Origin of the sequence: Thermobrachium celere DSM 8682 (assembly GCF_000430995.1) — a bacterium.
GTDB lineage: Bacteria > Bacillota > Clostridia > Clostridiales > Caloramatoraceae > Thermobrachium > Thermobrachium celere.
The window spans coordinates 258,417-284,177 of sequence record NZ_HF952018.1 but is presented as its reverse complement, the minus strand read 5'-3'; the positions used below and the strand labels follow the sequence as shown (position 1 = coordinate 284,177).

Annotated in this window: 21 protein-coding genes and 1 pseudogene; 2 read left to right on the top strand and 20 right to left on the bottom strand. The window is 29.2% G+C overall.

The window, feature by feature from the left end; genetic code table 11:
• Nucleotides 1-385: pseudogene (locus tag TCEL_RS13385) on the top strand (transposase); the annotation flags it as partial.
• Nucleotides 386-442: 57 nt separating this feature from the next.
• Here the strand turns inward: TCEL_RS13385 and TCEL_RS02025 are convergent.
• The 11 genes from TCEL_RS02025 to TCEL_RS01975 form a co-directional block, all read right to left on the bottom strand.
• Nucleotides 443-853, bottom strand: a complete 411-nt coding sequence (locus tag TCEL_RS02025) for a DUF2752 domain-containing protein (protein ID WP_018660606.1) — start codon at nucleotides 851-853, stop codon at nucleotides 443-445.
• Nucleotides 854-862: 9 nt separating this feature from the next.
• On the bottom strand, nucleotides 863-1,213 hold the full coding sequence (locus TCEL_RS02020; RefSeq protein WP_018660604.1) for a CD225/dispanin family protein: 351 nt from the start codon (nucleotides 1,211-1,213) through the stop codon (nucleotides 863-865).
• Nucleotides 1,214-1,348: 135 nt separating this feature from the next.
• Complete coding sequence (dhaM, locus tag TCEL_RS02015) at nucleotides 1,349-1,732, bottom strand: dihydroxyacetone kinase phosphoryl donor subunit DhaM (protein ID WP_018660602.1); 384 nt, start codon at nucleotides 1,730-1,732, stop codon at nucleotides 1,349-1,351.
• A 5-nt stretch (nucleotides 1,733-1,737) separates the two neighbouring features.
• Nucleotides 1,738-2,379: a dihydroxyacetone kinase subunit DhaL gene (gene dhaL / locus TCEL_RS02010; protein ID WP_018660600.1), complete on the bottom strand. Its 642-nt coding sequence runs from the start codon at nucleotides 2,377-2,379 to the stop codon at nucleotides 1,738-1,740.
• Nucleotides 2,380-2,394: 15 nt separating this feature from the next.
• Complete coding sequence (gene dhaK / locus TCEL_RS02005) at nucleotides 2,395-3,390, bottom strand: dihydroxyacetone kinase subunit DhaK (protein WP_018660598.1); 996 nt, start codon at nucleotides 3,388-3,390, stop codon at nucleotides 2,395-2,397.
• Between the two features lie 164 nt (nucleotides 3,391-3,554).
• On the bottom strand, nucleotides 3,555-5,627 hold the full coding sequence (locus TCEL_RS02000) for a sigma 54-interacting transcriptional regulator (RefSeq protein WP_018660596.1): 2,073 nt from the start codon (nucleotides 5,625-5,627) through the stop codon (nucleotides 3,555-3,557).
• Nucleotides 5,628-5,792: 165 nt separating this feature from the next.
• The gene (locus TCEL_RS01995; RefSeq protein ID WP_018660594.1) at nucleotides 5,793-6,065 is read right to left on the bottom strand and encodes an acylphosphatase; all 273 of its coding nucleotides are present in this window, start codon (nucleotides 6,063-6,065) and stop codon (nucleotides 5,793-5,795) included.
• 172 nt (nucleotides 6,066-6,237) lie between these two features.
• On the bottom strand, nucleotides 6,238-7,284 hold the full coding sequence (locus TCEL_RS01990; protein ID WP_018660592.1) for an HD-GYP domain-containing protein: 1,047 nt from the start codon (nucleotides 7,282-7,284) through the stop codon (nucleotides 6,238-6,240).
• Between the two features lie 208 nt (nucleotides 7,285-7,492).
• Nucleotides 7,493-8,629, bottom strand: coding sequence for an N-acetylglucosamine-6-phosphate deacetylase (gene nagA / locus TCEL_RS01985; protein WP_018660590.1), 1,137 nt, complete (start codon nucleotides 8,627-8,629; stop codon nucleotides 7,493-7,495).
• A 17-nt stretch (nucleotides 8,630-8,646) separates the two neighbouring features.
• Entirely contained in the window at nucleotides 8,647-9,870 is a 1,224-nt protein-coding gene (locus TCEL_RS01980) for an MFS transporter (RefSeq protein WP_018660588.1), read from the bottom strand.
• A gap of 16 nt (nucleotides 9,871-9,886) precedes the next feature.
• On the bottom strand, nucleotides 9,887-10,501 hold the full coding sequence (locus TCEL_RS01975) for an SOS response-associated peptidase (RefSeq protein WP_018660586.1): 615 nt from the start codon (nucleotides 10,499-10,501) through the stop codon (nucleotides 9,887-9,889).
• A gap of 231 nt (nucleotides 10,502-10,732) precedes the next feature.
• On the opposite strand from TCEL_RS01975, the gene TCEL_RS01970 reads away from it, so the two are divergent.
• Nucleotides 10,733-12,040 (top strand): short-chain fatty acid transporter, encoded by a 1,308-nt coding sequence (locus TCEL_RS01970; protein ID WP_018660584.1) that lies wholly within the window; start codon nucleotides 10,733-10,735, stop codon nucleotides 12,038-12,040.
• A gap of 574 nt (nucleotides 12,041-12,614) precedes the next feature.
• On the opposite strand, the gene TCEL_RS01965 is transcribed toward TCEL_RS01970, so the two are convergent.
• From TCEL_RS01965 to TCEL_RS01925, 9 genes are all read right to left on the bottom strand, one after another.
• On the bottom strand, nucleotides 12,615-13,877 hold the full coding sequence (locus tag TCEL_RS01965) for a PTS ascorbate transporter subunit IIC (RefSeq protein WP_018660581.1): 1,263 nt from the start codon (nucleotides 13,875-13,877) through the stop codon (nucleotides 12,615-12,617).
• Between the two features lie 23 nt (nucleotides 13,878-13,900).
• Nucleotides 13,901-14,182, bottom strand: a complete 282-nt coding sequence (locus TCEL_RS01960; RefSeq protein WP_018660579.1) for a PTS sugar transporter subunit IIB — start codon at nucleotides 14,180-14,182, stop codon at nucleotides 13,901-13,903.
• Between the two features lie 11 nt (nucleotides 14,183-14,193).
• Complete coding sequence (locus TCEL_RS14030; protein WP_018660577.1) at nucleotides 14,194-15,048, bottom strand: PTS sugar transporter subunit IIA; 855 nt, start codon at nucleotides 15,046-15,048, stop codon at nucleotides 14,194-14,196.
• The gene (locus TCEL_RS01950) at nucleotides 15,015-16,328 is read right to left on the bottom strand and encodes a BglG family transcription antiterminator (protein ID WP_018660575.1); all 1,314 of its coding nucleotides are present in this window, start codon (nucleotides 16,326-16,328) and stop codon (nucleotides 15,015-15,017) included. Before TCEL_RS01950 ends, TCEL_RS14030 begins: the two co-directional genes overlap by 34 nt.
• Before the next feature lie 238 nt (nucleotides 16,329-16,566).
• Nucleotides 16,567-17,253 carry a TIGR00266 family protein gene (locus TCEL_RS01945; RefSeq protein WP_018660573.1) on the bottom strand — a complete coding sequence of 229 codons (687 nt, stop codon included), beginning with the start codon at nucleotides 17,251-17,253 and terminating at the stop codon, nucleotides 16,567-16,569.
• A 77-nt stretch (nucleotides 17,254-17,330) separates the two neighbouring features.
• Nucleotides 17,331-20,543, bottom strand: coding sequence for a UvrD-helicase domain-containing protein (locus TCEL_RS01940; RefSeq protein WP_018660571.1), 3,213 nt, complete (start codon nucleotides 20,541-20,543; stop codon nucleotides 17,331-17,333).
• Entirely contained in the window at nucleotides 20,540-23,614 is a 3,075-nt protein-coding gene (locus TCEL_RS01935; RefSeq protein ID WP_018660569.1) for a PD-(D/E)XK nuclease family protein, read from the bottom strand. Before TCEL_RS01935 ends, TCEL_RS01940 begins: the two co-directional genes overlap by 4 nt.
• A 124-nt stretch (nucleotides 23,615-23,738) precedes the next feature.
• A complete protein-coding gene (locus TCEL_RS01930; RefSeq protein WP_018660567.1) occupies nucleotides 23,739-24,665 on the bottom strand; it encodes a DUF5692 family protein in 927 nt (308 codons plus the stop codon).
• Between the two features lie 177 nt (nucleotides 24,666-24,842).
• A complete protein-coding gene (locus TCEL_RS01925; protein WP_018660565.1) occupies nucleotides 24,843-25,613 on the bottom strand; it encodes an ABC transporter ATP-binding protein in 771 nt (256 codons plus the stop codon).
• Nucleotides 25,614-25,761: the final 148 nt, after the last annotated feature.

Genomic DNA, 25,761 nt, shown 5'->3' with positions numbered 1-25,761 from the left:
GATAAAGAAATTTGTTCAAATTGTAGATTTAAAGATAAGTGCCTAACTGGAAAAAGTGAATTTAGAACTATTAGACGACATGTATGGGAAGAATATAAAGATAAAAACATAGCCTTTTTAAAAAHTWGATAAAGGTAAAAGAATATACAAAAGAAGAAAGGAAACAATAGAGCGAAGCTTTGCAGATTCGAAAGAATTACATGGGCTTCGCTATTGTCGCTTCCGCGGATTAGCTAAAGTAAGCGAACAATGCTTACTTACAGCAGCAGTTCAAAATATGAAAAAGATTGCAAGGGTACTATCCCTTTTATTTTTTAAAGGTATTAATAAAATATTTATGTTAAAATCAGAAATTTACTGTGAAAATTTATATGCTACCGCATAAATAAACCCCTTGATTTTTAGAATCAAGAGGTTTATCAACAATCTGAGCACCATATTTCTATGGTGCTAATAAAATAAAAGGATAGTACGGAATATTTCTTAATATCCAGTAAAGAACGATTATGAAAAAAATAATTTTATAACCTTTTTTTGATATAACTGTCCTTCTTATAATTGGCCTATCATTAACATATATTCCTATTTCACCAATACAATAATAGATAACAAAAGGAATTGATAATACCATTAAAGGATTTAGTGAAAAGGCATCTTTTATTCTTCCATGCATTAAATTATAGTATGCCCTTGATGATCCACAACCTGGACAATAATACCCTGTTATATACAAGAATGGGCAGGTTGGGTATTTTGATGTTGCTGGATTATTTTTATAAAAATACAAAACTGATAAACAGAATAATATTAACATAATATAAAATAATTTTTTATTCTTAACACTTACCTTCATATTTACTCACTAACCTAAAGCTGCAATGAAATAGAATATTCCTATTATAATTCCAATAACTAACGAAGCTATACACCACGCCCTTGCCTTATTTGATGCCTCTTGTGCTCCATAATAGTCTTTAGCTGCCCATCTTGAATCAACTTGAGAAGCATAAACAATTGCAACAATTCCAAAGGGTAAACAACAAAACAATGTTACTAAAATAGCTTGTGCTAAATATGTTGGAGGTTTGTCTGCTATACTTGGTTCACTGTATTTATTTGTTTCATTGCTTGAAAAATCATTTAATTTGCTTCCACACTTTAAACAATAAACAGCATCATCTGGACACTCATGTCCGCAACTTTTACAAAACATAAAACTCCCCCTTAATTAAACTATTACATTTTATTCAATGGGAGTCAGCAGTATTCTTTTTTAAATAAAAAACACCAAAAAACGTGTCCTATAGTTTAAACTAAACATATAGGACACGTTTATCAGGATTAAAAATTATTTATTTATCCTATACGATTCTAGTGCTTCTAATATTTCATCAATCGTTTTTCCAATACTTGCTTCAACTGCTCCTGCAATTGCTCCTTCCACAATGGCACATTTTGCTATCTTTACCTTGCTTTTGTCTATGTTTTCCATAAAATCTAATGCCATTTCAGAATTCATTAATGCACTACCTAAATCAAACAATATCAATACTCCATCATCTGAATATGCATTATTAATAGCATTCATTATGTTTAAACAATCTGTCCCTATTCTTCCATCACCTGTTCCCCCTGCAATTTCAATTTTAACATCAGGTGCCATTTGTAGAGCAAGTTCCTTAATACCTTTTGCAATTTTTTCACTATGAGAAACAATTACTAATGATACCATGTTTTTCACCCTTTTATTTTTTTAACTTCTTCAAATATTGTTTTTAATATTAAATAACATGAAACTGCTCCAGGATCTAAGTGTCCAATGCTTCTTTCTCCTAAATAACTTGCTCTACCTTTTGTTGCTACTATGTTTTTAGTATTTTCCATTCCTAACTTAGCTGAATTAACCATTTTTTCAAGACATTCTAATTCATTAAATTTGTTATCAATTGATACTTTCAGCTCATTAATAGCAGGTTCAAGTGAATCTACCATTGTCTTTTCTCCTATACTAGCCCTTCCTCGTGCCTTAATTCCGTTTAATGCTTCTAACAACATATTGTAATAGTCCTCAATACTAATTTCTCTCCTATTACCAACCCACATACCAGCTTTCATAAAAGCTGTTCCATACAATGGTCCTGATGCACCACCAACATTAGCAATTAAAGCCATACTTACTTTCTTTAACATATCTCCAATATTATCCCCATTATCATCCTTTATCTTATCAATAACAGCCTGAAAACCTTTACTCATATTTATTCCATGATCTCCATCACCAATTGCAGCATCTAGCTCTGTAAGATACATTTTATTTTCATCAATCATTTGAGCAATCTTAAAAATAATCTGCTTAATTTGTTGTCCATTTAAACTCATCTGTATGTTCCCCCTCTATAAAACTTTAAATGCAACTGTATTTGCTTTTGCATCTAGAAGTCTTTTTAATTCTTCATCTAATTTTAGAATAGATATTGAAAATCCTGCCATTTCAAGTGAAGTCATATACTCACCTACATATGTTCTATAAACATTTACTCCTTTGGATTTTAATACATCATTTACTTTATTATTAACTATATAAAGTTCCATTAATGGTGTACCTGATAATCCATTTACCATAACTGCCACATCATCATTTTCTGATAGAGGCATATCATCAAATATTTTATTTAACATATGTTCTACTATTTCATCAGCAGGTTTAATCTTTTCTCTATGAGTACCTGGCTCTCCATGTATACCCATTCCTATTTCCATTTCATCTTCTTGAAGCGTAAAATTAGGTTTTCCTGCTGCAGGAACTGTACAAGGAGTTAACGCCATTCCCATACTTCTAACATTATTTATAACCTTTTGAGCAACTCTTTTAACTTCTTCTAGACTTGCTCCTTCCTCAGCCATTGCACCAGCAATCTTATGTACAAAAACAGTACCAGCAATTCCTCTTCTTCCAGCTGTATATAAACTGTTCTCAACAGCAACATCATCATTTACAATTACACTTTCGACCTTTATACCTTCCATTTCTGCCATTTCCTTAGTGATTTCAAAATTCATAACATCTCCTGTATAATTTTTTATTATTAGTAATACACCATCTCCTGCATCTACTGCCTTTATTGCCTCATAAATTTGATCTGGAGTTGGTGATGTAAACACTTCTCCTAAAACAGCTGCATCTAACATACCATAACCTACATATCCAGCATGAGCTGGTTCATGACCACTTCCTCCACCACTTACAAGAGCAACTTTTTTGTTTGGTGCACTTTTTCTAACAATAACATTGTAATTATCAACTCTTTTTAAATATTCAGGATAAGCCTTAATTAAACCATTTATCATTTCTTCAACTACATAATTAGGATTGTTTATAACCTTTTTCATTTCTATATCCTCCCCTTTAAAAAATAAAATTGGTATGGCATGCTTTTATTATACCTATAGCAAAAACCATACCAACTTAATGCTCAATCTATTAGTATTTTTGGATAAAAAAATTGATAAATTTTTTACACTATGATATTTTTTATCAATTTGATATTTTTTATCTACCTACTTATCCACTTTATACTCTTTTCTATTCCATATTCCTTTGCCTTTAAGGCTACTGTCCTATGCGTTAACCCTAATGCCTTTGCTGCGGCATTATAACTTCCATATTTTTTTAAAGCTTTTTCTATAATTATTTTTTCATACTCTTTCCAAGGAAGTATTTCATCCTTTTCAAATATTTCGTTGATTATAACATTTTTTATTAACCTATTAGATTCTTTGTTTATATTGTTATCAGTTTTATTTATATATATAGGTAACATATCTAAAGTTATAAAATCTTTTTCATCTATAAAAGCCAATATTCTTTCTACTACATTTTCTAGTTCTCTAACATTACCTGGCCAATCGTATCTTATTAATGCATCTATTACCTTTTTATCAACACCTTTTATATTTTTATTCCCTTTATGTAAATTAATAAAGTGCTCTAGAAGACATGGTATATCTTCTTTTCTTTCTCTCAGCGGTGGTATATTTATTGATATCACATCTAATCTATAATATAAATCTTCTCTAAATTTTCCTTCTTTTACCATGGTTTTTAAATCCTTATGAGTTGCAGCAATTATCCTGACATCTACCTTTACTATGTCTTCTCCACCGATCCTTTGGATTTCTCTATTTTGTATTGCTCTTAATATCTTAGCTTGTACATTAATATTCAAATCACCTATTTCATCTAAAAAAATAGTCCCACCATTTGCCAACTCAAATTTACCATGCTTTCTTTTAAAAGCACCTGTAAATGCGCCCTTTTCATATCCAAACAGTTCACTTTCAATTAAGTTTTCAGGAATAGCGGCACAATTTACACGAACAAATGGTCCATTTGCTCTATTGCTTGCATAGTGAATTCCTTCTGCAATAATTTCTTTACCTGTACCACTCTCCCCTAAAATTAATACATTAAAATTAGTTTTTGCAGCTTTTTCAGCAGCTGTTATTACTTCTATAGTTTTACCACTATAGCCTTTAAAATTTGAAAATGCTCCATTAGGCTTTCTTATTCTCATTAATTCATCTTGTAGATACTTTGTTTTATCATCATACATATTTAATTTTTCATAAAGCATATTTATTTCTGTAACATCCTTTATAACAGATATAACTCCACAAAGTTGATTATCAACTATTATTGGGTTTACATTTGCTATAATTGTTACACCATTCTTCTTTTTTATTATTTCACCATTAACTCTTTCTCCTGTTTTTAATACTCTTGCTCTAACACCATTGGGAGAAATATCTAAAATATTCTTATTAATGATAGTCTCTTTACTTTCACCTACAATATTTGCATATGCATCATTTACATATCTTATATTACCTTCCGAATCAATTATACAAATACCATCCTGAACAGTATCTAACACAACTTGCAATTCTTCCTTTAGCTGTCTCACCTGTAAAAGTTCATCTGTAATCTTCTCTATTCTTGAAATATCTTCAAAAATAGCTAGTACTCCTTTATACTGATTATCAATAATTATAGGGGTGAAATTTCCTAATAAAGTAGCATCGTTTATTTTAACTTTTATACCTAATCTTGGTCTCTTACTAATTCTAACAATATTTAAAATTGAATTTGGTATTACCTCATCAATATCTTTATTTAAAACATCTACAATATTACATTTTAAAATATTGAGCATAGCTTTATTAACTAATGTTATCTTTCCATTTACATCGATTGCAATTACAGCATTTGCCATACTATTTATGATTTGTTCTAAAGTCAGAGCATCCTGATTAATTATATTATCAAGTTCATCCTTTTCTATTTCATCAATTTCGTTCTGACTTAAAAATTCACATATTTCATCAATTGCTTTATAAATCTCTTCATTTTCACCCATAACCTCTATTGATACTATATCACCTTTTTTAATTTTTAACCCTACAATTAGTATCATACTTGATAAAGGAACTTTTTTACCAAAAGCTGATATATAAACATCAACGTTATACTTTTTCTTTATATCACTTATTTTTTTAACTATTGCAGCAGCTACTCTTGTATGAATACCTTTATCGTAATTTATACAAACACTTTTTTCTACTCTCATAAAATCACCCCTTTTTTACTTTCTATACATACAATTCAAATTCCTGCTAAAGATAAAAAGGAGTCAAATTTTTATTTTTAGTACATGATTATTTTTTGATTAAAATTTATTAATAAAAAAATGTCACCAAAGCGAAATTTCACATTTCACCTGGGTGACACTTTTTTAATAATATAGTATTTTAAACTTTCTATCCCCTTTAATATCGATCTCTTCTTTTTCCACATCATCAATCCTTGAAATACCATTACCCTTTAATACTAAATCAAGAAACTTTAAAATTTCTTTTTCTTCTCCCTCAACTTCAGCCTCAACTGTTCCATCATCTAAATTTTTTACAAAACCATTTAAGCCTAAGGCATATGCCTTTGTATAAACAAAATATCTAAACCCAACTCCTTGAACCCTACCATAAAATCTAAATCTATATCTTTTCATGGTATCACTCCACCTTAAAAAAATTTATATTCTTCAGCTATATGCTTGAAAGGGTGCATCTATTTATAGCAAACAGTTTTTACATTTTTAATCTGTCTACCATAAAGGGAGCATATCAATGAAAATTTATGTACAAAATTTGGATAATTTCACATTTCACTTGGGTGGCACTTTAGTTTAGTAAAGAAACTATTTTTAAATCCTTTTTGTTCATTAAGTCAATAAGTTCATCGCCTACTTTAATAATTGGATAAGCTACATTTTTAGGTGTTATATAAACTACTTCACCAACTCGTCCATCGTTTAATACTACCTGCATACCTATGTAGTAACTTGCTATGTTTTGAAGGAATGTTAAAAGAATTGCTGTATCAAACTTAGTATATCCATCTAATTCTATCATTTTAAATGCATCAAAGGGAGTCATTCTGCCCTTATATACTCTCTCTTGAGTTAATGCATCATAAACATCACATATTGAAATTATCTTTGCAAATAGATTTATCTTATCGCCTTTTAACTTTAGAGGATAGCCTGTCCCATCTTCTCTTTCATGATGCATAAGTATTCCCTTTAAAACTTCAATGTTTACTCTTGTATCCTGCTTTGCAATTTCATATCCGTACTGAGCATGTTTCTTCATTATTTCAAATTCATCTTTATTAAGTGGTCCCTTTTTGTTTAATATTTCATCTGGAATTTTTGCTTTTCCTAAATCATGCATTACAGCTGCCTTTGTAAGTTCTGTTATTATTTCATCTGGTAACTTAAGCCATTTTCCAAGTAGCATACTATAAAAGGCAACATTCATGCTATGATTGTATGTATATTGGTCATATGCCTTAAGGGTGGATAAAAATTTTATAATATTATCCTTTTCATTTATCTCTTTCTTTATATCCTCAGATATAGAAGTTATTGTAGTGTAGTCAAGTTTTTTACCTGATGCTAAATCTCCTATTAAATTTTTTATTGTATCTACATTTTGTGTATATTTTTTTGTAAACTGTTCAAAATAAATTTCTTTTTGACTTAAATACGAACTCTCATTAGCATATATATGTATCTGCTTAATTCCTAGTTGCTTTAACTTATTAATTATAAATTCATTTAAGAGCGTTCCTTCAGTAACAATAGTAGCCCCGGTGTCAGATATTACATCTAAAGCTACTTTATCTCCAATAGAACAATCATTAATATTGACCATTCTTTTTCTCAAAATACCAAACCCCTCTTCCTTCTACTTTGTTAGCTAAATTATAACATATTTTTAATTTTCTTTACAGATAAATATTAATTTAGTGTATAATTATTTTTAAATGGGGGATAAAAATATAACTAAAAATACTTAATTTCGATTACTACAGACAAATATTTCAAAATAACCCTCAGACAAAATCCCACCTTTATTCTTATTTCCTCCTAACTTATGCTTTAAAGATAATTTTGCCATTAATTATTGTAAGCTTAATGTCGATATCTTCATCAAAAATTATTATGTCTGCATTCTTCCCTATTTCTATACTTCCAATCCTACTATCCTCTTTAATTACCTTTGCTGGATTTAAAGATGCCATCTTAACAGCATCAACTATATTTATTCCCAATTTATTTTTAACATTATACACAGCATTATTTAATGTAAGAATACTACCTGCTAATGTTCCGTCCTCAAGCATTGCAGAAGTTTTATCTACATAAACCTTCTGACCACCTAAATCGTACACACCCTCATCCATACATCCTGCCCTCATTGAATCTGTTATTAGCACTACTTTATCTGTTCCTTTTATTTTAAGTAATAACCTCATTGCTTCAGGATGAACGTGTACAAAGTCAGCAATTATTTCACATGTTATATCTGTATTAAATACTGCACCAACAGCCCCAGGTTCTCTGTGATTAAAGGAGCTCATTGCATTAAAGGTGTGGGTGGCATGTGTTATTCCTGTTTTTATAGACTCTACTGCCGTATTATAATCTGTGTTCGTGTGTCCCATCGAAAGAACAACATCATAATTTCTTGAAAGATAATCTATAAATTTAAACCCTTCATCACATTCAGGAGCAAGAGTTATTATTTTTACAACATCTATATACTTTTGTATATAATCAAAGCAAGGTTTTAATATATACTTCTCGTTTTGAGCACCTTTATATTTTTTATTTATAAAAGGTCCTTCTAAGTGTATTCCTAAAACCTTAGCCCCTGATACCATATCTTTATTTTTAATAACATTATCTAGTGCTCTATAAATATCACTTATTGGCATAGTCATTGTAGTAGGTAAGAATGCTGTAACTCCACATTTTGCTGCAGTTTTACTCATATTATCTAATGCCTCAAAGGTTGCATCCATTGTATCATAGCCACCTAATCCATGAACATGAATATCAATAAATCCTGGTGATACATAATTACCTTGAGCATTAATTATTTCAAAATTACTTTTATTTATACAATCTTCATCAACAATATCAACAATCCGATCTTGAAATATAACAGCCTTTCCATATAATATTTGATCTTTTGTTACTAATTTTCCTCCTATAATCGCCTTCATAGTTCATTCCTTCTCTATCAAGAAATTCTCTTTATCCTAATTGCTATTATAAATCCAACAACAAACATTATTAAACTAACCACAAATGTATATGCTGGATTTAGGTTATATAGATGTCCCGATACATATCCTGCTGGAATTGAAATTAATGCAACAAGTCCACTTGCTGTTGAGAATACCTTTGCCCTTTCCTTTTCTCCTATAACGTTGTTCCACAGCGTTTCTCTAAAGGTTATGGTTATCAAATTACCTGCTGCCATAAAAATAGTACTTAATAGAAGAATTATATAACCTTTAGGCCTTACTAATAAAAGTAATATCACTCCAACAGCATGTAAGAATAATCCTATTGCTAAACTGTCCTTATCCCCCTTACTCCTTAACAATTCCATAAAAAGAAAATATACTATCAAATTAGTCACTGCTGATATGCCAGGTACCATTGAAGTTAGTGATTCTTTTATACCTATAACATCCTTTAAATATACAGATTGGTAATATAAAAAATACATTTGTAGCTGTCCAATTAAAAGAATGAAAAACACAAGAAATGTAACCCTATTTTTGTAAAAATATATTATAGCTTCTTTGTAATCCAAAATCTTTTCTTTTAAAGAAAACTGATTATGCTGTTTGATAAGTTTTTTTCCAAGCTCTGTTTCCTTAACAAGTTTATGTCTTATCAAAAACATTGAAGTCATACTTAAAAAACCTAAACCATAAATTATCCTCATTGCATAAACAACGCCTATCTTCTCAACTAAGACACCTGCAATAGGGGCAAAAATACCAGACGCTAAATTAATAATCATTATAAGGCTAAAAAAGTATACCCTCTTATCCTCTGGAGTATCCTCTACTGATAAACATGTCCAAGATATGTACGAGATCTTACAAAAGGAATTTGTAATTACAGCAATTAAAAAATACAGATAATTTTGTGAAACAGCCCAAATGAACATAGTAGCACTCCAACCTATAAGGTCAAAAACTAGGGTTGTATTTTTTCTACCAAACCTATCTGTTATTGGTCCTCCAATAAAGGCTGTTATAACAGCAAGGGCAGATGCAAGCGAATTTAAAAATCCCATCTGCACCTCTGTTACATTAAGATGTTTCATATAAAGGGGTTGATAGAAAAATATCATCCCTCCAAATATTGCCCAAAGTGGTTCCATTATAACACTATAATAGGCGTTACCTTCTAGCCCACCAAATAACTTATACCTAAATCCCTTCACCTCATCCCCCTCCTTTTTAAAAGAAACTTATATTTTCATACTCATTCTTATCTACATTTTCTATTACTAGCCTTCCCTCATCTATCGGCTTTAACAAATCTAAAATCTCAATATTAAATTCTTTTCTTAAATATAGCTGCTCTTTTTCTCTGACTAAAATAACCGGCATTCTATTGTGAATATCCTTTACTTCACTATTTGGTTCTGTTGTAAGTACTGTTATACATTTTTTAACACTTCCATCTTTATCTTTAAAAACTCCATACATTCCTGCAAGGGACATTATTTTATCATCTTTAAGGCTGATTTTATATTTTATCTTTTTATTGCCTTCATTCCTCCATTCAAAAAATGCATTAACAGGTACAATACATCTATTAAATATAAAATGCCTTTTAAAAAAGGGTTTTTCTAAAACCGTCTCCGCTCTTGCATTAATTATTCTCTTTCCATTTAAAATAAATCCCCAGTTAAACAAATCAACTTGTAACCCATCGTCGTTAAATATAGCTGGGATATTGTCTCCTGGAAATCCCTCTCCTCTTTTAAATTCCCTATCTCCAGCACCATATATATTATATCTTATCAAAATCTCTTTAAACTCACTCTCTAAAAGAACACGTCCACACATAAAATCACCCCATACAACGATTATATTATATAAGGCATATTTTTGAAATATATATCTAGTTTGATAAAACTTAGCAATTAAAAAGGCAAAAAAATTAATTATAGAGATTTATTAAAATATAATTCTTGTTAAAAATATAGCAAAAACTTAAATCATATTTTTAGAATTTTTATAATTTTAAAATAATATTATATACTGTAATTGAGATTATTTTTTTAGGGGGATGAGGTTATGTTTAAAAAAATTACAAACGCATGCGTCAAATTTGTTGAACGCTATTTGCCAGATGCATTTATTTTTGCAATCCTGCTCACAATCATTGTTTACGTTTTAGCAATCTTCAAAACTGGCAAATCAGCAGTTGATTTAGTTACATTTTGGGGTAAGGGTTTCTGGAGTCTTCTAGGATTTTCAATGCAAATGGTTTTAGTTCTCGTTACTGGACATGCTCTAGCTCAGGCACCTGTTGTCAAAAAAGCATTAACAGGAATTGCAAGTATTGCCAAAACACCTGCTTCAGCAATTCTATTAGTAACCTTTGTATCTGCGATTGCCTGCTGGTTAAACTGGGGATTTGGTCTTGTTATCGGAGGACTTCTTGCTAAAGAATTAGCAAGAAAAGTTAAAGGAGTTGACTATAGGCTTCTAATTGCTAGTGCCTACTCCGGATTTTTAGTTTGGCATGGAGGTTTATCTGGTTCTATCCCACTTAAAGTTGTTGAAGCTGGTGGAGGACTAAAGGGGGTTCAATTTGATAGCATACCTTTATCCCAGACACTTTTTTCAAACTTTAACCTTTCAATATCAATTATACTTATATTAACACTACCTTTAATAAATTACTTTATGATTCCAGATAAAGATAAAACGATTGAATTTAAACCAGAAGAGGAAAAAGAGTTTGAAATTACAATCGATAATTCATTCTCTTCTAAACTTGAAAATAGTAGGTTATTGACAATAATAATTTCTATTCTAGGTTTTGCGTATATAATAAAATATTTTTCAAATGGTGGAACTTTATCACTAGACTCTGTAAATTTAATATTCCTATTTACAGGAATTTTACTGCATAAAACTCCAATAAGATATATTAAAGCGGTAGATAATGCTATAAAGGGAACAGCAGGTATAGTGCTACAATTCCCATTCTATGGGGGTATTATGGGTATTATGGTTGATTCTGGTCTTGCATCAATAATAGCTAATTGGTTTGTAAGTATTTCTACAGCAAAAACACTGCCTTTATTCACATTCCTAAGTGCAGGGCTTATTAATCTTTTCATCCCTTCTGGTGGAGGACAATGGGTTGCTCAAGGTCCAATTGTTGTAAAGGCTGCTCAATCACTCAATGTTCCACTTGGAAAGGCTGTTATGGCTCTAGCTTGGGGAGATGCATGGACAAACATGATTCAACCATTCTGGGCACTGCCAATTCTAGGACTTGCCAAACTTGGTGCAAAGGATATTATGGGATATTGTTTAGTTGATTTGATATATTCAGGTATAATCATTGGTTTGATATTTGTATTGTTATAATAATAGGTTAAAAAAATGTTGGGGCTATGCTCCAACATTTTTTATACAAAAATTACTCACCTATTTTGATAATTAAAACAATAAAATTAGCTAAAAAAAATTTTATTGTTAAAGAAGCATTCAAAAATACATATTAATAAATTTCAAAGGCTTATTTGATTTCAAAGATGTTATTATAATAAAAATTTCATAATACTTAATTTGAAAAAGCTTATACTTATTAAAAATAAATAAAAACATGACAAAGAATTTATTTCAATAAATTTCTTTTTTAACAATATATTAGTTATATTATTGAAATGATTAATTCCTCCATCTAAGTAAAATTTAATAGCATGGTTAAAATAATTAAACAAATGTTTTCAACTATAAAATTTTTAATAAATATAAAAAATATAATTATTTATTAATTTAATTAAACTTTATCATATTTTAAACTTTAACTTTAGTTGGCATTTTGTTGTATATTTTGGTAAAATTATTTTAACTTAACTCATTTTTTTAATACCAATTAAATTAGAAAGGGCAAGCATTATAAATGCTTGTCCCAACTATTAAAAATTGACTTTTAAAATTAATGAACAAATAGCTTTAATATATTTCCAAGAAGTATACCTACCACTCCAAAATCTGCATCACTAAAAGTTGTATTTGCATACCCTAAGTCCCCCAAAACTGGAAGTAGTAAAACTGGTAAAAATGTTATTAAAAGTCCATGAACAAACGAACCTAATATAGCACCTTTTCTTCCTCCAGTAGCATTACCGAATACTCCTGCTGTTGCACCACAGAAGAAATGAGGTACAACACCTGGTAGAATAACTGGTGCATTTAATTTTAATAAAATTAACATACCAACAATTCCACCTACAAAACTAGATAAAAATCCTACTAAAACAGCATTTGGAGCATATGGGAATACAACTGGACAGTCAAGAGCTGGTTTTGCATCTGGTACTATTTTTTCGGCAATTCCTTTAAAAGCTGGTACTATCTCTGCTAATATTAATCTTACACCAGCTAAAATTACATATACTCCTCCAGCAAATGTTATTGACTGAATAACTGAATAAACAATGAAATTTTGTCCACCACTAAGTTCTGTTTCTACATATGATTTACCTGCTGCTATTGCAACTATTAAATACAAAATACCCATTGTTAAACTTATTGCTACAGAAGTATCTCTTAAAAAGCTTAGTCCTTGTGGAACTTCCATTTCTTCTGTAGATTTTGAATTTTTACCAACTAACTTGCCTACAAATGCTGATAATACATATCCAACTGTTCCAAAATGTGCAAATGCTACATCATCATGTCCAACAATTTTTCTCATTGTTGGTTGTGCTATAGCTGGGAATATAGCCATTACAAACCCTAATATAATTGAACCTAATATAACTAATGATACCCCTTTCATACCACCAGCAACTAAAATTGCTGCAATCATACAAGCCATATATAACGTATGATGTCCTGTTAAGAATATATATTTTAGCTTTGTAAATCTCGCTATTAAAATATTAACCAACATTCCCAAAGTCATTATAAGTGCTGTTTGTGTTCCATAAGTCTTTAAAGCAAGTGCAACAACAGCTTCATTATTAGGAACTATACCTTGTATACCAAACCCCTTTTGAAACATTGCACCAAAACTATTTAACGAACCAACAACTATCCCTGCTCCTCCTCCTAATACTAAAAATCCCATTACTGTTTTTATGGTTCCTTTGATAATATCAGATAGAGATTTTTTTTGTGCAATTAAACCTATCATTGCTACTAAACCAACTAATATAGAAGGTACGCTTAAAATATCAAGTATTAGTTTTAACATAAAACCCCCTCCTAAATTTAAAATTACTTGTTTTTAACTTTTTCAATAGCATTACACAACTTTTCTTTTAACTCTTTCATATCAATCATGCTATTTAATGAAACGACCTCCCCCCCTAGACTTACTAACTGATTTGCAATATCTCTTGTACCAACATATATATCTGCCTTTATCCCTTTAGCAGATGCAAGATCCGAATGATCCACTTCAACATTTAAATTTAACTCTTTTAAAACCTTTTTAATATTCATCTCAATCATAAAACTACTCCCTAGTCCACTACCACAACAAACAAGTATTTTCATATTACCCCTCCTTAATTTTTATATTTATTTATTATACTTATAATTTCATCTTTACTTTTAGCGTTAAAAATCCTTTCCATATCTACTTCATTCATCAACAATTCCATTAATTGTGACAATGCTTTTAAATGAGTTTCATTATCAACTGCAGCAATTGTTATTACTAATTTTACTGGATCATTAGTTTCATGTCCAAAAACAACAGGATTTTTTAGTAGCGTTAAACTCATAGATAATTTTTTTACTCCATTTTCAGGTCTTGCATGCGATAAAACTATACCTGGTGCAATAACCATATAAGGTCCTAATGTTTTTATATTATTTATTATTGTTTCTTCATAACATTCTTCTACATAGTTTTTTTTCTTCATGATTTTTGTTCCTTCTCTAATTGCCTCCTCCCAATTATTAGCCTCAACATTTATTCTTATCATATCTTCTGTCAATAAATCTGAAAGCATATATACCCTCCTTCCCATTTGTAAAACATTCTTTGTCTTTTTAATTTCATACATCAACTCATAAATTAAATGCTCTTTATTTTGAATTGTACAATATTTTTCAACTATACTTATAAATCTATTAACTATTTCAATTTCATTTTCATAATTAATATCATTACTATATTTTCTTCTTAAAATCTTTTCTAATTTCTCATAATCATGTTTAAGTAAAATTGGATTTATTTTTATATAATGCTCTTTATCATAACTATTAAGTTCAACTGTGCTAATAATTACATCATAATTTAAATATTTTAATTTACTTATTTCTCTATAAGAAATAGTGTCTACAATCTCAACATCAAATTGATTTTTAATTTGTGTAGAAACTATTCTAGCTGTTCCAATGCCTGTCCCGCGCATATAACTACTACTTTTGTTTTCTTTTTATTAGGTAAAGCACTTTCAAGTGTTGCTCCTATATGCATAACTAAATACGAAATTTCATGTTCATTAATCTTTTTACCAATATATTCTTCTAGGTGCCTTGAAACAAATTGTACATCTTTAAACAACTTACTATATTTGTTTTTTATGTCATTATATAATGGATTTTCTAATATTTTGTTATATTTTAATCTAAAAATAGCAGGTCTTATATGCATTAAAAGTCCTTCAAACAACTTATCTTCCTGTTCGTTTAAATCTACATTATACAACTCTTTAATTTCATCTATCATTTTTTTTATTACAATACTTAATTGATCATCAACTTGTATTTTTAAATCATCGATACTTTGCTTATAAATTCTTGATCCTAATAAGTGATATACTATATATCTAATTTCTTCTGTTGGCACAACAATTTTATAATAATTTTCTATTTCATTTATCATATAAACAGCAACTTCATATTCAACACTACATTCAACTGTATCAAAATCAACATTTTGTAAATACAATGTTTTATTTAATTGTATTCTTTTTATCATTATAGCTAGATGCGTTAATAAACTGCCATAAGCATCATCACTGAATCTTCTACCAAGTTGTATTTCTGCCCTTCTAATCAAATTATCAAGAAAATCAATATTTAAATCAGAAAATAATATATCTAATTGCATATTTTTTATTCTTGAATGTGCAATTCTATTATTGACATAATTTAATATATCTTCAGTTGATACTGTATCTACAACTAAATCTAATAATGCTCTTCTTTTGTCATATTCGCTTCCTTCTACGCTAATACCTATCTTTTGTTTTCTTAAAAGTTTTAAATTTTTTTTACTAAGCCATAATTCAATTTCATCTAATTCTTTTAAAATTGTATTCTTAGATACATAGAGTGTCTTTTGTAATTCATCTATTTTTATTGGTTTGTCTGACTGTATAATTTTGGTTATTATATATTTAAATCTTTCTTCTTTTGAGTAAAAATATTTATACGGTACAGGTTGTTTTATGTAACTATCAATTAATTCTTTTAACCCTTCTTGTTTAATTATTTTAATTCCTTTATTATGCTTCCTTTCTAAATATCTAAATCCATTCTTAACTAAAAATTTCTCAATTTTATCTAATGTATATCTCATACTTCTTTCTGTAACATTGTACATTTCTGCTAATTCTTTAACTTTTACATAATCATCCTTTTGAAACAAATATTTTATTATCTCAATTTCTTTATTTTTTATTTCCATATAGCATCACACCTATATTTTTCATTTTTATGAAATTACAAAAATAAACTTATTAATCTAATATGTTTCTATTACAATTTTCTTATTTAATTTTATTATATATAATTTATCGAATATAAAAAACATTTCGAATATACATTGTTTTTCCAATTAATTCGGAAAAAATGAACTTTTAGGATAAAAATTAAATATAAAAAAGCAGCCATCGGCTGCATTATAAATAATAGTTTATTTAATTTTATTCATTCCTTTTTACAGGTAAATACGGTATTATCTCCCTTGCTAAATTTGATATAGGTAATGATTGAAGTATTACCTTACCTGGTCCTCTTAGTTCAGTTAAGAATAATCCTTCTCCTCCAAATAATATGTTTTTGAAGCCCTTTACAGTTACAATGTCATAGCTAACTGTTGGCTCAAAGGCTGCTACGTGGCCTGTATCAACTTTTAGAATTTCACCAGGTGCAAGGTTGTATTCAACTGCCTCACCATCAATTTCAAGGAAACATATACCTGCACCTGTTATTTTTTGTAGAATAAAACCTTCTCCTCCAAAAAATCCTGCACCAAGCTTTTTAGTAAACACTACATCTAGCTTGATTGAACTTTCACCACATAAAAATGCATGTTTTTGGCATATTATTGACTGTCCATTTGACAAATTTATGGGAATTATTTTCCCGGGAAATGATGACGAAAATGCTATTTCCGAATTATCTCGTATACTTGTATATCTTGTCAAAAACACAGACTCTCCACCAAAGGCCCTTGCAATACCTTTAAAAAGACCACCCTCCATGTTTGTTGACATATCTATACCATCACTCATCCAAGCCATTCCGCCAGACTCTGTTATTACTGTCTCGCCCCTATCAAGATTTAAAATAACAACAGGTAAGCCTTCACCAATAACCCTATACCTCATATATCCCACCTCATTAATATTTATTTATTATTATTCTACTCAATTTATATTTTAAAATGGTAAAAATATAGTTAATTTTACTCACATACTAACTTATAGCTACAAAAATTACAATTTGTACATGCATCGTACTTATCAAAATCTTTATTTAATTCCATAAACTTAAATACTTCTACAATATCTTTTATACCCCTTTGTATATCTTCATCCGTAAGATCAATTTCTACATACTCTCCTATATCTAGAAGATATAGATACATCTTTTCGATTTCTATATCGTATATCTTCTTTACTGCATAGCTGTAGGCAACAAATTGAGGAATGTAGTGATTTTTTATCCTCTCTTTATCCTCTTCACCATTTACTTTATTTGTTTTGTAGTCTATAATAACTGCTTTTTTGGTGTCTTCAATCTTGTATATATCTAACCTGTCAATTATTCCCATTAAGATAATCTCTGTATTTGGAAGAGGTACTCTAAAACTAAATTCTCTATTTGAAATTATTTTTTCACCATTTATTCTTATGCTCTTTTCTATTTTTTCAAAGTTTTTAACCATCCTGCATATTTTTTCCTTATATTTTTCATCTATTTCACCTAAATCTTTATTTATTCTCTCTTCAATATTAACCTTATATCCCTTTGAAACATCCTCAAGTATACTATGAACAATATTACCTATTTCTGAAGCTTTTATATTTTTTACCACATCTACTTCGTCTTCCTCTTCATTTTTAATTGAAAAATCAGTATCTAACAAATCTTCATCTATTTTTGCTATATATCTAAAAAAGTATTTTCTTGGACAATCTTTATAGAGCATATATCTTGATATACTAAATATTGACTTTGGTATATATTCAATATTTAAATCTATGTTTTCTAAAAAACTTTCAATATCAATATTATCTTCCTCATCATTCTCTTCTTTCTCTTTAACATAATCCTTAAATGCACTTGTTTTTTTAACTAGTTCTTCAAGGTTTACTCCTCTTTCGATTAGATGTTTAATCAATGTCTTTTCACTCTTCTTAACAACAGCACTCAATGATATATACCTTATTGCTCTTGTTACTGCAACATAAAATATCCTTATTTCTTCCTTCTTCTCTTCTTCCTTCCTTTTGTCTTCAACATACTTATACAAATCATCCTTTACAGCATCATGGTTTATGACTATCCCAAATCTTCCCTTATCACCTTCAAACTTGTCATATACAAATTTATTTCTATTACTTTTTTCAATCTCATAATCAAGTGAAGGAATAAACACCGCCTCAAATTCAAGTCCCTTTGATGCATGTATTGTCATTATCTTTACTGCATTACTGTTTTCTGTGTCTAAAAAGGCCTGTGCCTCTTTATCTGATACTTCAATTAAATTTTCTATATAGTCAACAAACTCAAGTGATGAATAAATTCCCTTTCTATCAAACTCCTCTGCAATCTCTAAAAACTTTTCAAAATTTCTATATTTCTGTACTCCATCCTCCTGAAGAAGAAGTATCTCTTTTATTTTTAGTTCTTCATCCAATCTCTTTAAAAAACTTGATACGCTATATAAAGGAGCTTCTTCTTTTAGTTCAAAAAGTTTCTTTACCTTATCGTTATACCCTTCTGCTGAGTTTATATTGTTATTTTCGTTGATTATGTTATAAACATCCAATACTTCATTATCGGATAGACCAATAAAGGGACTCCTTAATACACCAAGCAGGGAAAGTTTGTCTTCGTATCTATATATAAACCTTACCAGATTTATTAAATCCCTTATCTCCTGCCTTTCAAAGTATCCTATTCCCCCAAGTACTGTATACGGTATTTGCCTCTTCTTTAAGGAATTTTCAAATTCTAATATCCCACTTCTTCCTCTAAATAGGATAGCAATATCTTTATATTCAATTCCCTTTTTATTTAGCTCTAATATCTTTTCTGCTACATACTCTGCTTCATTTCTCCTCTTTTCGTCTTTGTCCTCTTTTTCTAAAAAGACCTTAAGCTCATCTATTTCTACCTTTCTTTCCTTTAGCTGTTTTACATCAAATTTATCTTTTTCTTCTGACTCCAATATTTTAAAGTCAAATCCTGCCTCACCCTTTATACTATTTGACTTCTCTGACGGTTTATACCCGTCTATTAGAATTTCAAACATATTATTTATAATTTCAACAATTTCATCATGACTTCTATAGTTTGTTGAAAGTTCTAATTGCTTCCCACCTGAAGTTTCAATCTTATCTGTTACATTCTCAAATACTTTATAGTTTGCACCTCTAAAGAGGTATATAGACTGCTTTATATCGCCAACAACAAATAGCTTACCCTGTTGTATTTTGTCTCCCTCTTCTGTTAGATATTTTAGTATCTCTAACTGAACATCATTTGTATCCTGAAACTCATCCACAAGAAAATATTTATATCTTTCCTTTATCCTATTTCCTACATCCACTCTTTTAAGTATCTCAAGAGTATATTTTTCTAAATCATTAAAATCCAATACACCTAACCTCTTCTTTTCCTCTGTATACTTTATATCTATTGCCTCTACTAAGTCCATAACAAGTTGGATAATTGTTTGAAGTTTATTTAAAATATCTTTATCAACTATTTTTGATTTATTTCCCTCTTCAGATTGCTTATATTTAGAATTAAACTCATTTATATTGTTATTTGTAAACTGCTTTGCATCCTCTATGCTGTCTCCCTTTGTCTTAATTTCTTTATATATAGATTTAACATCTTCTATTATCTTTTTCTTGCTTAAATAATCTACGCCTAAAACATCTGCAACAGTTTGAAATTTATCTTTATATTCAATACTATTTACAAACTCATCAAAAACCTCATTAGCTATTCTGTTAAGTATAGTTAGAGTATCAACCTCTTCAACTATTTTATACATAGGCTCTATTCCAATAATATGATAGTTCTCTTTAACAATAGTATCGCAGAAGCTATGAAAGGTTGATATGTTGGCAAGAGGAATTTCCTCTTTTATCTTTCTCAAGACTTCTCTTTTTTTAGCATCATCTTCCTGTTCTATAAATTTATTTACTAGATCTACAACCCTCTCCTTCATCTCAAGAGCTGCCTTTTTTGTAAATGTTATTGCTACAATATCATCTACCTTTGCACCACCCTCAAGAAGTAGCCTTAGAAACCTCCTAGTTAAAACCCTTGTCTTACCAGAACCTGCCCCAGCATGAAGGGCAATGTTTTTGTTTATATCAAGGGCTCTTGCCTGTTCATCATTAACGCCATACACATCCTTTATTTGTTGTATACTCATATTTTCACCTCGCTTTTACCTGACAGCCTTTGTTTGCTATATCTACACACATCTTCGTAATCACAGCTAAAATTAAAAGCCTTTTGAAACTCACATATTTTAGGGAGAGTAAATATAGCTTTTTTAATTTTTTCTATACTTTCATTAATAAAGTTTTGGGTTATATGTGTTAAAACAACTTCAAAGTTTTCTCTTGCAACAGTTCTTGTTGTATGGTGTGTTTTAAGTACTTTTAATTCATCTTTATCCTTTGCAACAATAATACCACTTATCTTTTTCTTGTTTTCTTTTATTGAAGAATTTATGTCGTAGTAAACAAGTGCAAGGCATTCTGGAGATTTTTTTAATTCTTCTTGTAAAATTTTATTTACTTTATAATAATAGAGCACAACTTGAATAGCCTCTCCCTTAAGTATTTCTCCAAGTGCTTTTGTATTTGATATTTTATAGTCCTGTATTATATACCTTCCTGTTGGAATATCTCCGTCATACTCCATATCAACTCTATCAATTCTTCCCTTTATCTTGACTCCTTCAATTAAATCATCAAGTTCAAATTCTTTTTCAATATAGTATGGTCTAAAATTTATTTCATTTTTATATTCAACATCAACTTTTATAAAGCTTTTAATGTTTTTAAGAAGTTGTTCCTTAGTTATCCCTGTATAGCTGTCATCTAATACTAAACCATAATTTTTAAATGCTTCATTTGCAAGGTCTACAATCTTATCTTCTCTGTATTCAAGCTGTTTTCCTATATACTCTTTGTAGTATTTTTCAAGTACATAATGATAAATATTCCCAAAATTTAAACTTGAATATATATCATCTTCCCATTTTCTTATGTTAAGTACATTTTCTATAAAGTATTTAAATGGGCACTTATTATAGGACATAATCTTTGAAGCACTAAAAACATCACTTTTGTTACTCTCTTTAAGTCTCTCTATATCAATAAGCCCATCATATTCTGTAAAATGACTGCTGTTTCTCATCTCTTCTACTTTTATTGCTTTATCTAAGTAATCTATTTGGATATCCTTAATTATTCTACTATCCTTTGTAATGCAGTATTTTTTTATAAGCTCTTCTCTGCTATATATTTTATTTAATTTAAACCTATCCCTCATGGTTCTTACTTTTCTTTCCTCTAAAGATTTTTGAAGTCCAAGTTTATATATAACTTCATCTAAAAACTGGGACTTTGATACATATGAACCATCCTCTCCTGATGTTCTGTAGGATAGGAATAAACCTTCCTTTGATGAAGCAATTGATAGAATAAATCTTATTTTTTCCTTCTCCATCTCAAATATGTTGCTTCCAAAGTTTATTCCCTGCCTATATATCATCTCTTTTTCCCTTGTTGTATATATTCCTGTTGCCTTTGAAAGCTTTGGAAATTTACCTTCATTAAGCCCCATTATAAATACGTAATCATAACTTGTACCTCTTATTAGATCAGGGGTTAGTACCTTTACACCATAGCTTTTTTTAGAACTTAAGGTAACAGTTGTCATAGTTATATTTTCATCTAGTATGCTAAGGAAATCTGCATATTCAATTTCTGAATTTTTATGTTTATATATCTCATTTAGATTATTTAACATATCAATGAAACCAAAAAGAGCCTTCAAGTCACGAATCATTATATCCTGTGATATTTTACCTTTTTGGTAGAGGCAGATTATGTTCTTTTTTATATTTAGCTCATCTAAAATATCTATTAATGTCTGCTTATATTCTTTAAAACTTGCGTTAGTTTTTAGCTTTGATAGTATATTATTTATGAAACTATCAAATTCATCATAGCTCTTTTTTAATTTAGATATTTTTTCTATATAATTATCCTGTTGATCTTCATCTTCAACTTTAAAATCATCTGGAAGTTTTGCAAGGAACTCTGATGTATCCTTCCCTTTAAAATATCTATCTAAAACCTTTAAAACATTATATTTTTCAGATACATTTATGTATGGACTTGTAATTATATCCTCTAATAAATTTTTATTGTATCTTTCATTTTTAAGCCTAAGCAGTGATACAATAGTTTTTATAAATGGCATCTTTGAAAGAAGTTCTGTATCACTTAAGGATATATGAATTCCATATTCATTGAATATTTCAAGCAATATATCCTCATATTCCTCTCTATCTGGAACTATTACTGCTATCCTATCAAGCTCTATATTTTTTTCTTTATATATCTCTTTTATATTTGCTGCAACCTGCCTTACTTCATCTTCAATACATGGTGCATCAAGTATTTTAACATCTATACCCTCATTTAAGGTATTGTCGTTAAATAAAACCTCTGCAAGCCTTCTATACTTCGTATTTAAAAAGTCACTATAATTTATTTCAAACCCTTTATTTTGTACAAAACCTAGTGCTTCCCTTTTTGCAAAATCAACTACATAAGGTATATTTATAGGAAGATGATATATAAATTCTATATTAGGAAACTGATTCTTTATAACTTCTAGAAGTTTCTTTTCACTATTAAATATATCTATATAACCATCTATAATAAATAAAGACACATCTTCGAAATAAGTTGTTTTTTCTACATTATATATAGCAATCTTAATTATGTCATCCATATCTATTAGGTTTAATGAATGAAGTTTGTTTTGATATGCATTGTAAATTGTTACTAAGTCTTCTGTTTTTCTTTTTAATATATCATCACCTAAAGAAACTATAATATTTATAAAATCATCAATATCAACATATTCTTTTTTTATCGTTCTTATTGCATTTAATGCATTTACTGCAAAACCTTTTTTATCATAAACTCTATTAAAATATTTAATGTTTTTTTCTCCAAGTTCCTTTAGTATTTCTTCAAGGAGAACAAGGGATGCTTCGTAGGTGATTAATTCAAAACTACCTACATGATGTTTTAAAATTTTTCTTGATAAGTCATCAAAGGTTATAACATCAACATTATACAGTGAACCTACCCTATTTAATATTTCGCCTCTTACATGTTCAATAAGTTCCCTTGTTGGAGCAAGATAAATAACCCTTTTGTTGCTCTTTATTGTATCTACAATTTTATTAAACAAAATATCACCCCAATAACTTGAAAATTTTTCAATTTAACTATATTTTATACCTTATAAAAGTATGATTCAACTTTAATAGGGTTAAATGCTATAAATAAAAGAGCATCTGAAAATCAGATGCTCTTTATATGGTTAAGTTATTATTGCTTAATACTGCCTTGTAGGACTTAAGATCATTGTGTATTTCTTCTTTAAATGGATTTTTCTTAAACTTAAATATATTATAATAGTGATAAACAAATACTGCTACGTTTGATAATAATGAAAGTAAACTTACAACAAAAAGTGCTGTTGTGCTATGGGATGATTTTACTGCAAACTTTGAAGTATCCACAAAATTTGGGAAACACATTACAAACATCATCCATACTGCAAGTGTTTGAGCCCTGTGCTGTAACCATGCACCCTTCTTTATAAAGAAGGCTGGAATTGTACAGGATAAAAGCAACGCAAGTCCAGCATAATATGAATGGTCTGAAACGCAGTTATAAACATATGCAAAGTTCCATAAGTCATATGCTATTATCCAAAACCAAAGTTGATCTGGCCAGATCATATCTTGACTTTTATCCTTACTAATTACTATGCCCATCCAACCTGATATTGTTATAATATTTAATATTCCTGCAATACCATTCATTATATTCCAAGGTCCACCAATTATTGTAACCCCATCAACAAGTCCATTATAACTATAGCATTGGAAATCCCTTATTACTGCCTCCATAATATTTAAAGCAAGTATGAAAGCTGGAAAAGCAAGGGCATATTTATTTTTTTGCAACTTCTTTATATATCTAATTGCCATAAAACCTATGCATCCTGCAAGAGCTGAATAAACCTTTGCCCAATGGAACCAAGTTCCTACACTTGACCCCTCTCCAGCAGTTTTAGGCCATACTGTAAAGGTTAATATCGCTGGAAGAACAATGAATAGAAAAATTGAAACATACTTATTTCTTCGGGCAATTTCATTAATTAATATAAGTGCAGCTAATACAACAAACCACATAACTATTTGAGCCAATGATAATTGTTCAAAAAGAAACATAAATCTTCCCCCTTTATTGTACTTAATGGAACAATTATTTTAAAATTTGAAACATCTCTAATTTTATATTATCAGAAAAATATGGTAAAGTAAATATTAGTATCTACTTTTTACATTTAAAACCTTTAAAATAGAAGCCACATCACTTTTACTAGGTTTAAAGTGATGTGGCTTCCATTATGAGTTGATAATCTCAACCACCTTACTTGCAATTTCTGAATGATTTGTAAATCCTGTTAATGTGTTGAATATATCCTCAAGGCTACTTCCTACTACCTTCTCTTTAAGTTCATAAAAGTTTCCATCTGCTACTATTCGTCCGTCATTTAAAAGAATTATTCTATCACTCACCTTCTCCACAACCTCCATTATGTGGGAAGAATAAAAGATAGTTTTGCCTTCCTTTTTTAGTGCCTGCATCATTTCTTTAAATACCATGGCACTATTTGCATCAAGACCTGTAATTGGTTCATCAAAAAATATTAGATCTGGATTGTGTATTATTGATGAAATAATTGCAAGCTTTTGTTTCATTCCCTTAGAAAAGGATGAAATTCTTGTATTTCTCACTTCGTATAAATCAAAAAGATTTAATAGTTCATCTATTTTATTATTTAATCTATTTTCTTCAAGTCCATATATACTTCCTATAAAATTTAGATATTCTATAGGAGTTAGACTATCATAAAGTTCTACTATTTCAGGAACATATCCTATCCTTCTTTTATATTCATATTTATCCCTAATATCCTCACCAAATATTTTAACTGTACCTCTATATCCACTTGTCATGCCTAAAAAAATTCTTATTGTTGTACTTTTTCCAGCTCCATTTGGACCTATATATCCTACAATTTGGCCCTTAGGAACTTTAAAACTAATCCCCTTTAATACATCTCCACTTCCATAATCCATAAATAAATTTTCTACTACTATAACATCTTCCATATTTATCCTCCTTGTATGTGCTTATAGGTTAATATTGCCACAATATATAAAAATTTTCAAGATTTCGGTATGCAGTTATACTGGAAAATAACCCATATATTACATTTAAACTGTATATTTATTAATTACGATAAATAATATATAAAAT

Excerpts from the sequence above, each read along its gene's own strand:
- TCEL_RS02025 (WP_018660606.1), bottom strand. The coding sequence starts at position 853 with ATGAAGGTAAGTGTTAAGAATAAAAAATTATTTTATATTATGTTAATA.
- TCEL_RS02020 (WP_018660604.1), bottom strand. The coding sequence starts at position 1,213 with ATGTTTTGTAAAAGTTGCGGACATGAGTGTCCAGATGATGCTGTTTAT.
- dhaM (WP_018660602.1), bottom strand. The coding sequence starts at position 1,732 with ATGGTATCATTAGTAATTGTTTCTCATAGTGAAAAAATTGCAAAAGGT.
- dhaL (WP_018660600.1), bottom strand. The coding sequence starts at position 2,379 with ATGAGTTTAAATGGACAACAAATTAAGCAGATTATTTTTAAGATTGCT.
- dhaK (WP_018660598.1), bottom strand. The coding sequence starts at position 3,390 with ATGAAAAAGGTTATAAACAATCCTAATTATGTAGTTGAAGAAATGATA.
- TCEL_RS02000 (WP_018660596.1), bottom strand. The coding sequence starts at position 5,627 with ATGAGAGTAGAAAAAAGTGTTTGTATAAATTACGATAAAGGTATTCAT.
- TCEL_RS01995 (WP_018660594.1), bottom strand. The coding sequence starts at position 6,065 with ATGAAAAGATATAGATTTAGATTTTATGGTAGGGTTCAAGGAGTTGGG.
- nagA (WP_018660590.1), bottom strand. The coding sequence starts at position 8,629 with ATGAAGGCGATTATAGGAGGAAAATTAGTAACAAAAGATCAAATATTA.
- TCEL_RS01975 (WP_018660586.1), bottom strand. The coding sequence starts at position 10,501 with ATGTGTGGACGTGTTCTTTTAGAGAGTGAGTTTAAAGAGATTTTGATA.
- TCEL_RS01970 (WP_018660584.1), top strand. The coding sequence starts at position 10,733 with ATGTTTAAAAAAATTACAAACGCATGCGTCAAATTTGTTGAACGCTAT.
- TCEL_RS01965 (WP_018660581.1), bottom strand. The coding sequence starts at position 13,877 with ATGTTAAAACTAATACTTGATATTTTAAGCGTACCTTCTATATTAGTT.
- TCEL_RS01960 (WP_018660579.1), bottom strand. The coding sequence starts at position 14,182 with ATGAAAATACTTGTTTGTTGTGGTAGTGGACTAGGGAGTAGTTTTATG.
- TCEL_RS14030 (WP_018660577.1), bottom strand. The coding sequence starts at position 15,048 with ATGCGCGGGACAGGCATTGGAACAGCTAGAATAGTTTCTACACAAATT.
- TCEL_RS01950 (WP_018660575.1), bottom strand. The coding sequence starts at position 16,328 with ATGGAAATAAAAAATAAAGAAATTGAGATAATAAAATATTTGTTTCAA.
- TCEL_RS01945 (WP_018660573.1), bottom strand. The coding sequence starts at position 17,253 with ATGAGGTATAGGGTTATTGGTGAAGGCTTACCTGTTGTTATTTTAAAT.
- TCEL_RS01940 (WP_018660571.1), bottom strand. The coding sequence starts at position 20,543 with ATGAGTATACAACAAATAAAGGATGTGTATGGCGTTAATGATGAACAG.
- TCEL_RS01930 (WP_018660567.1), bottom strand. The coding sequence starts at position 24,665 with ATGTTTCTTTTTGAACAATTATCATTGGCTCAAATAGTTATGTGGTTT.
- TCEL_RS01925 (WP_018660565.1), bottom strand. The coding sequence starts at position 25,613 with ATGGAAGATGTTATAGTAGTAGAAAATTTATTTATGGATTATGGAAGT.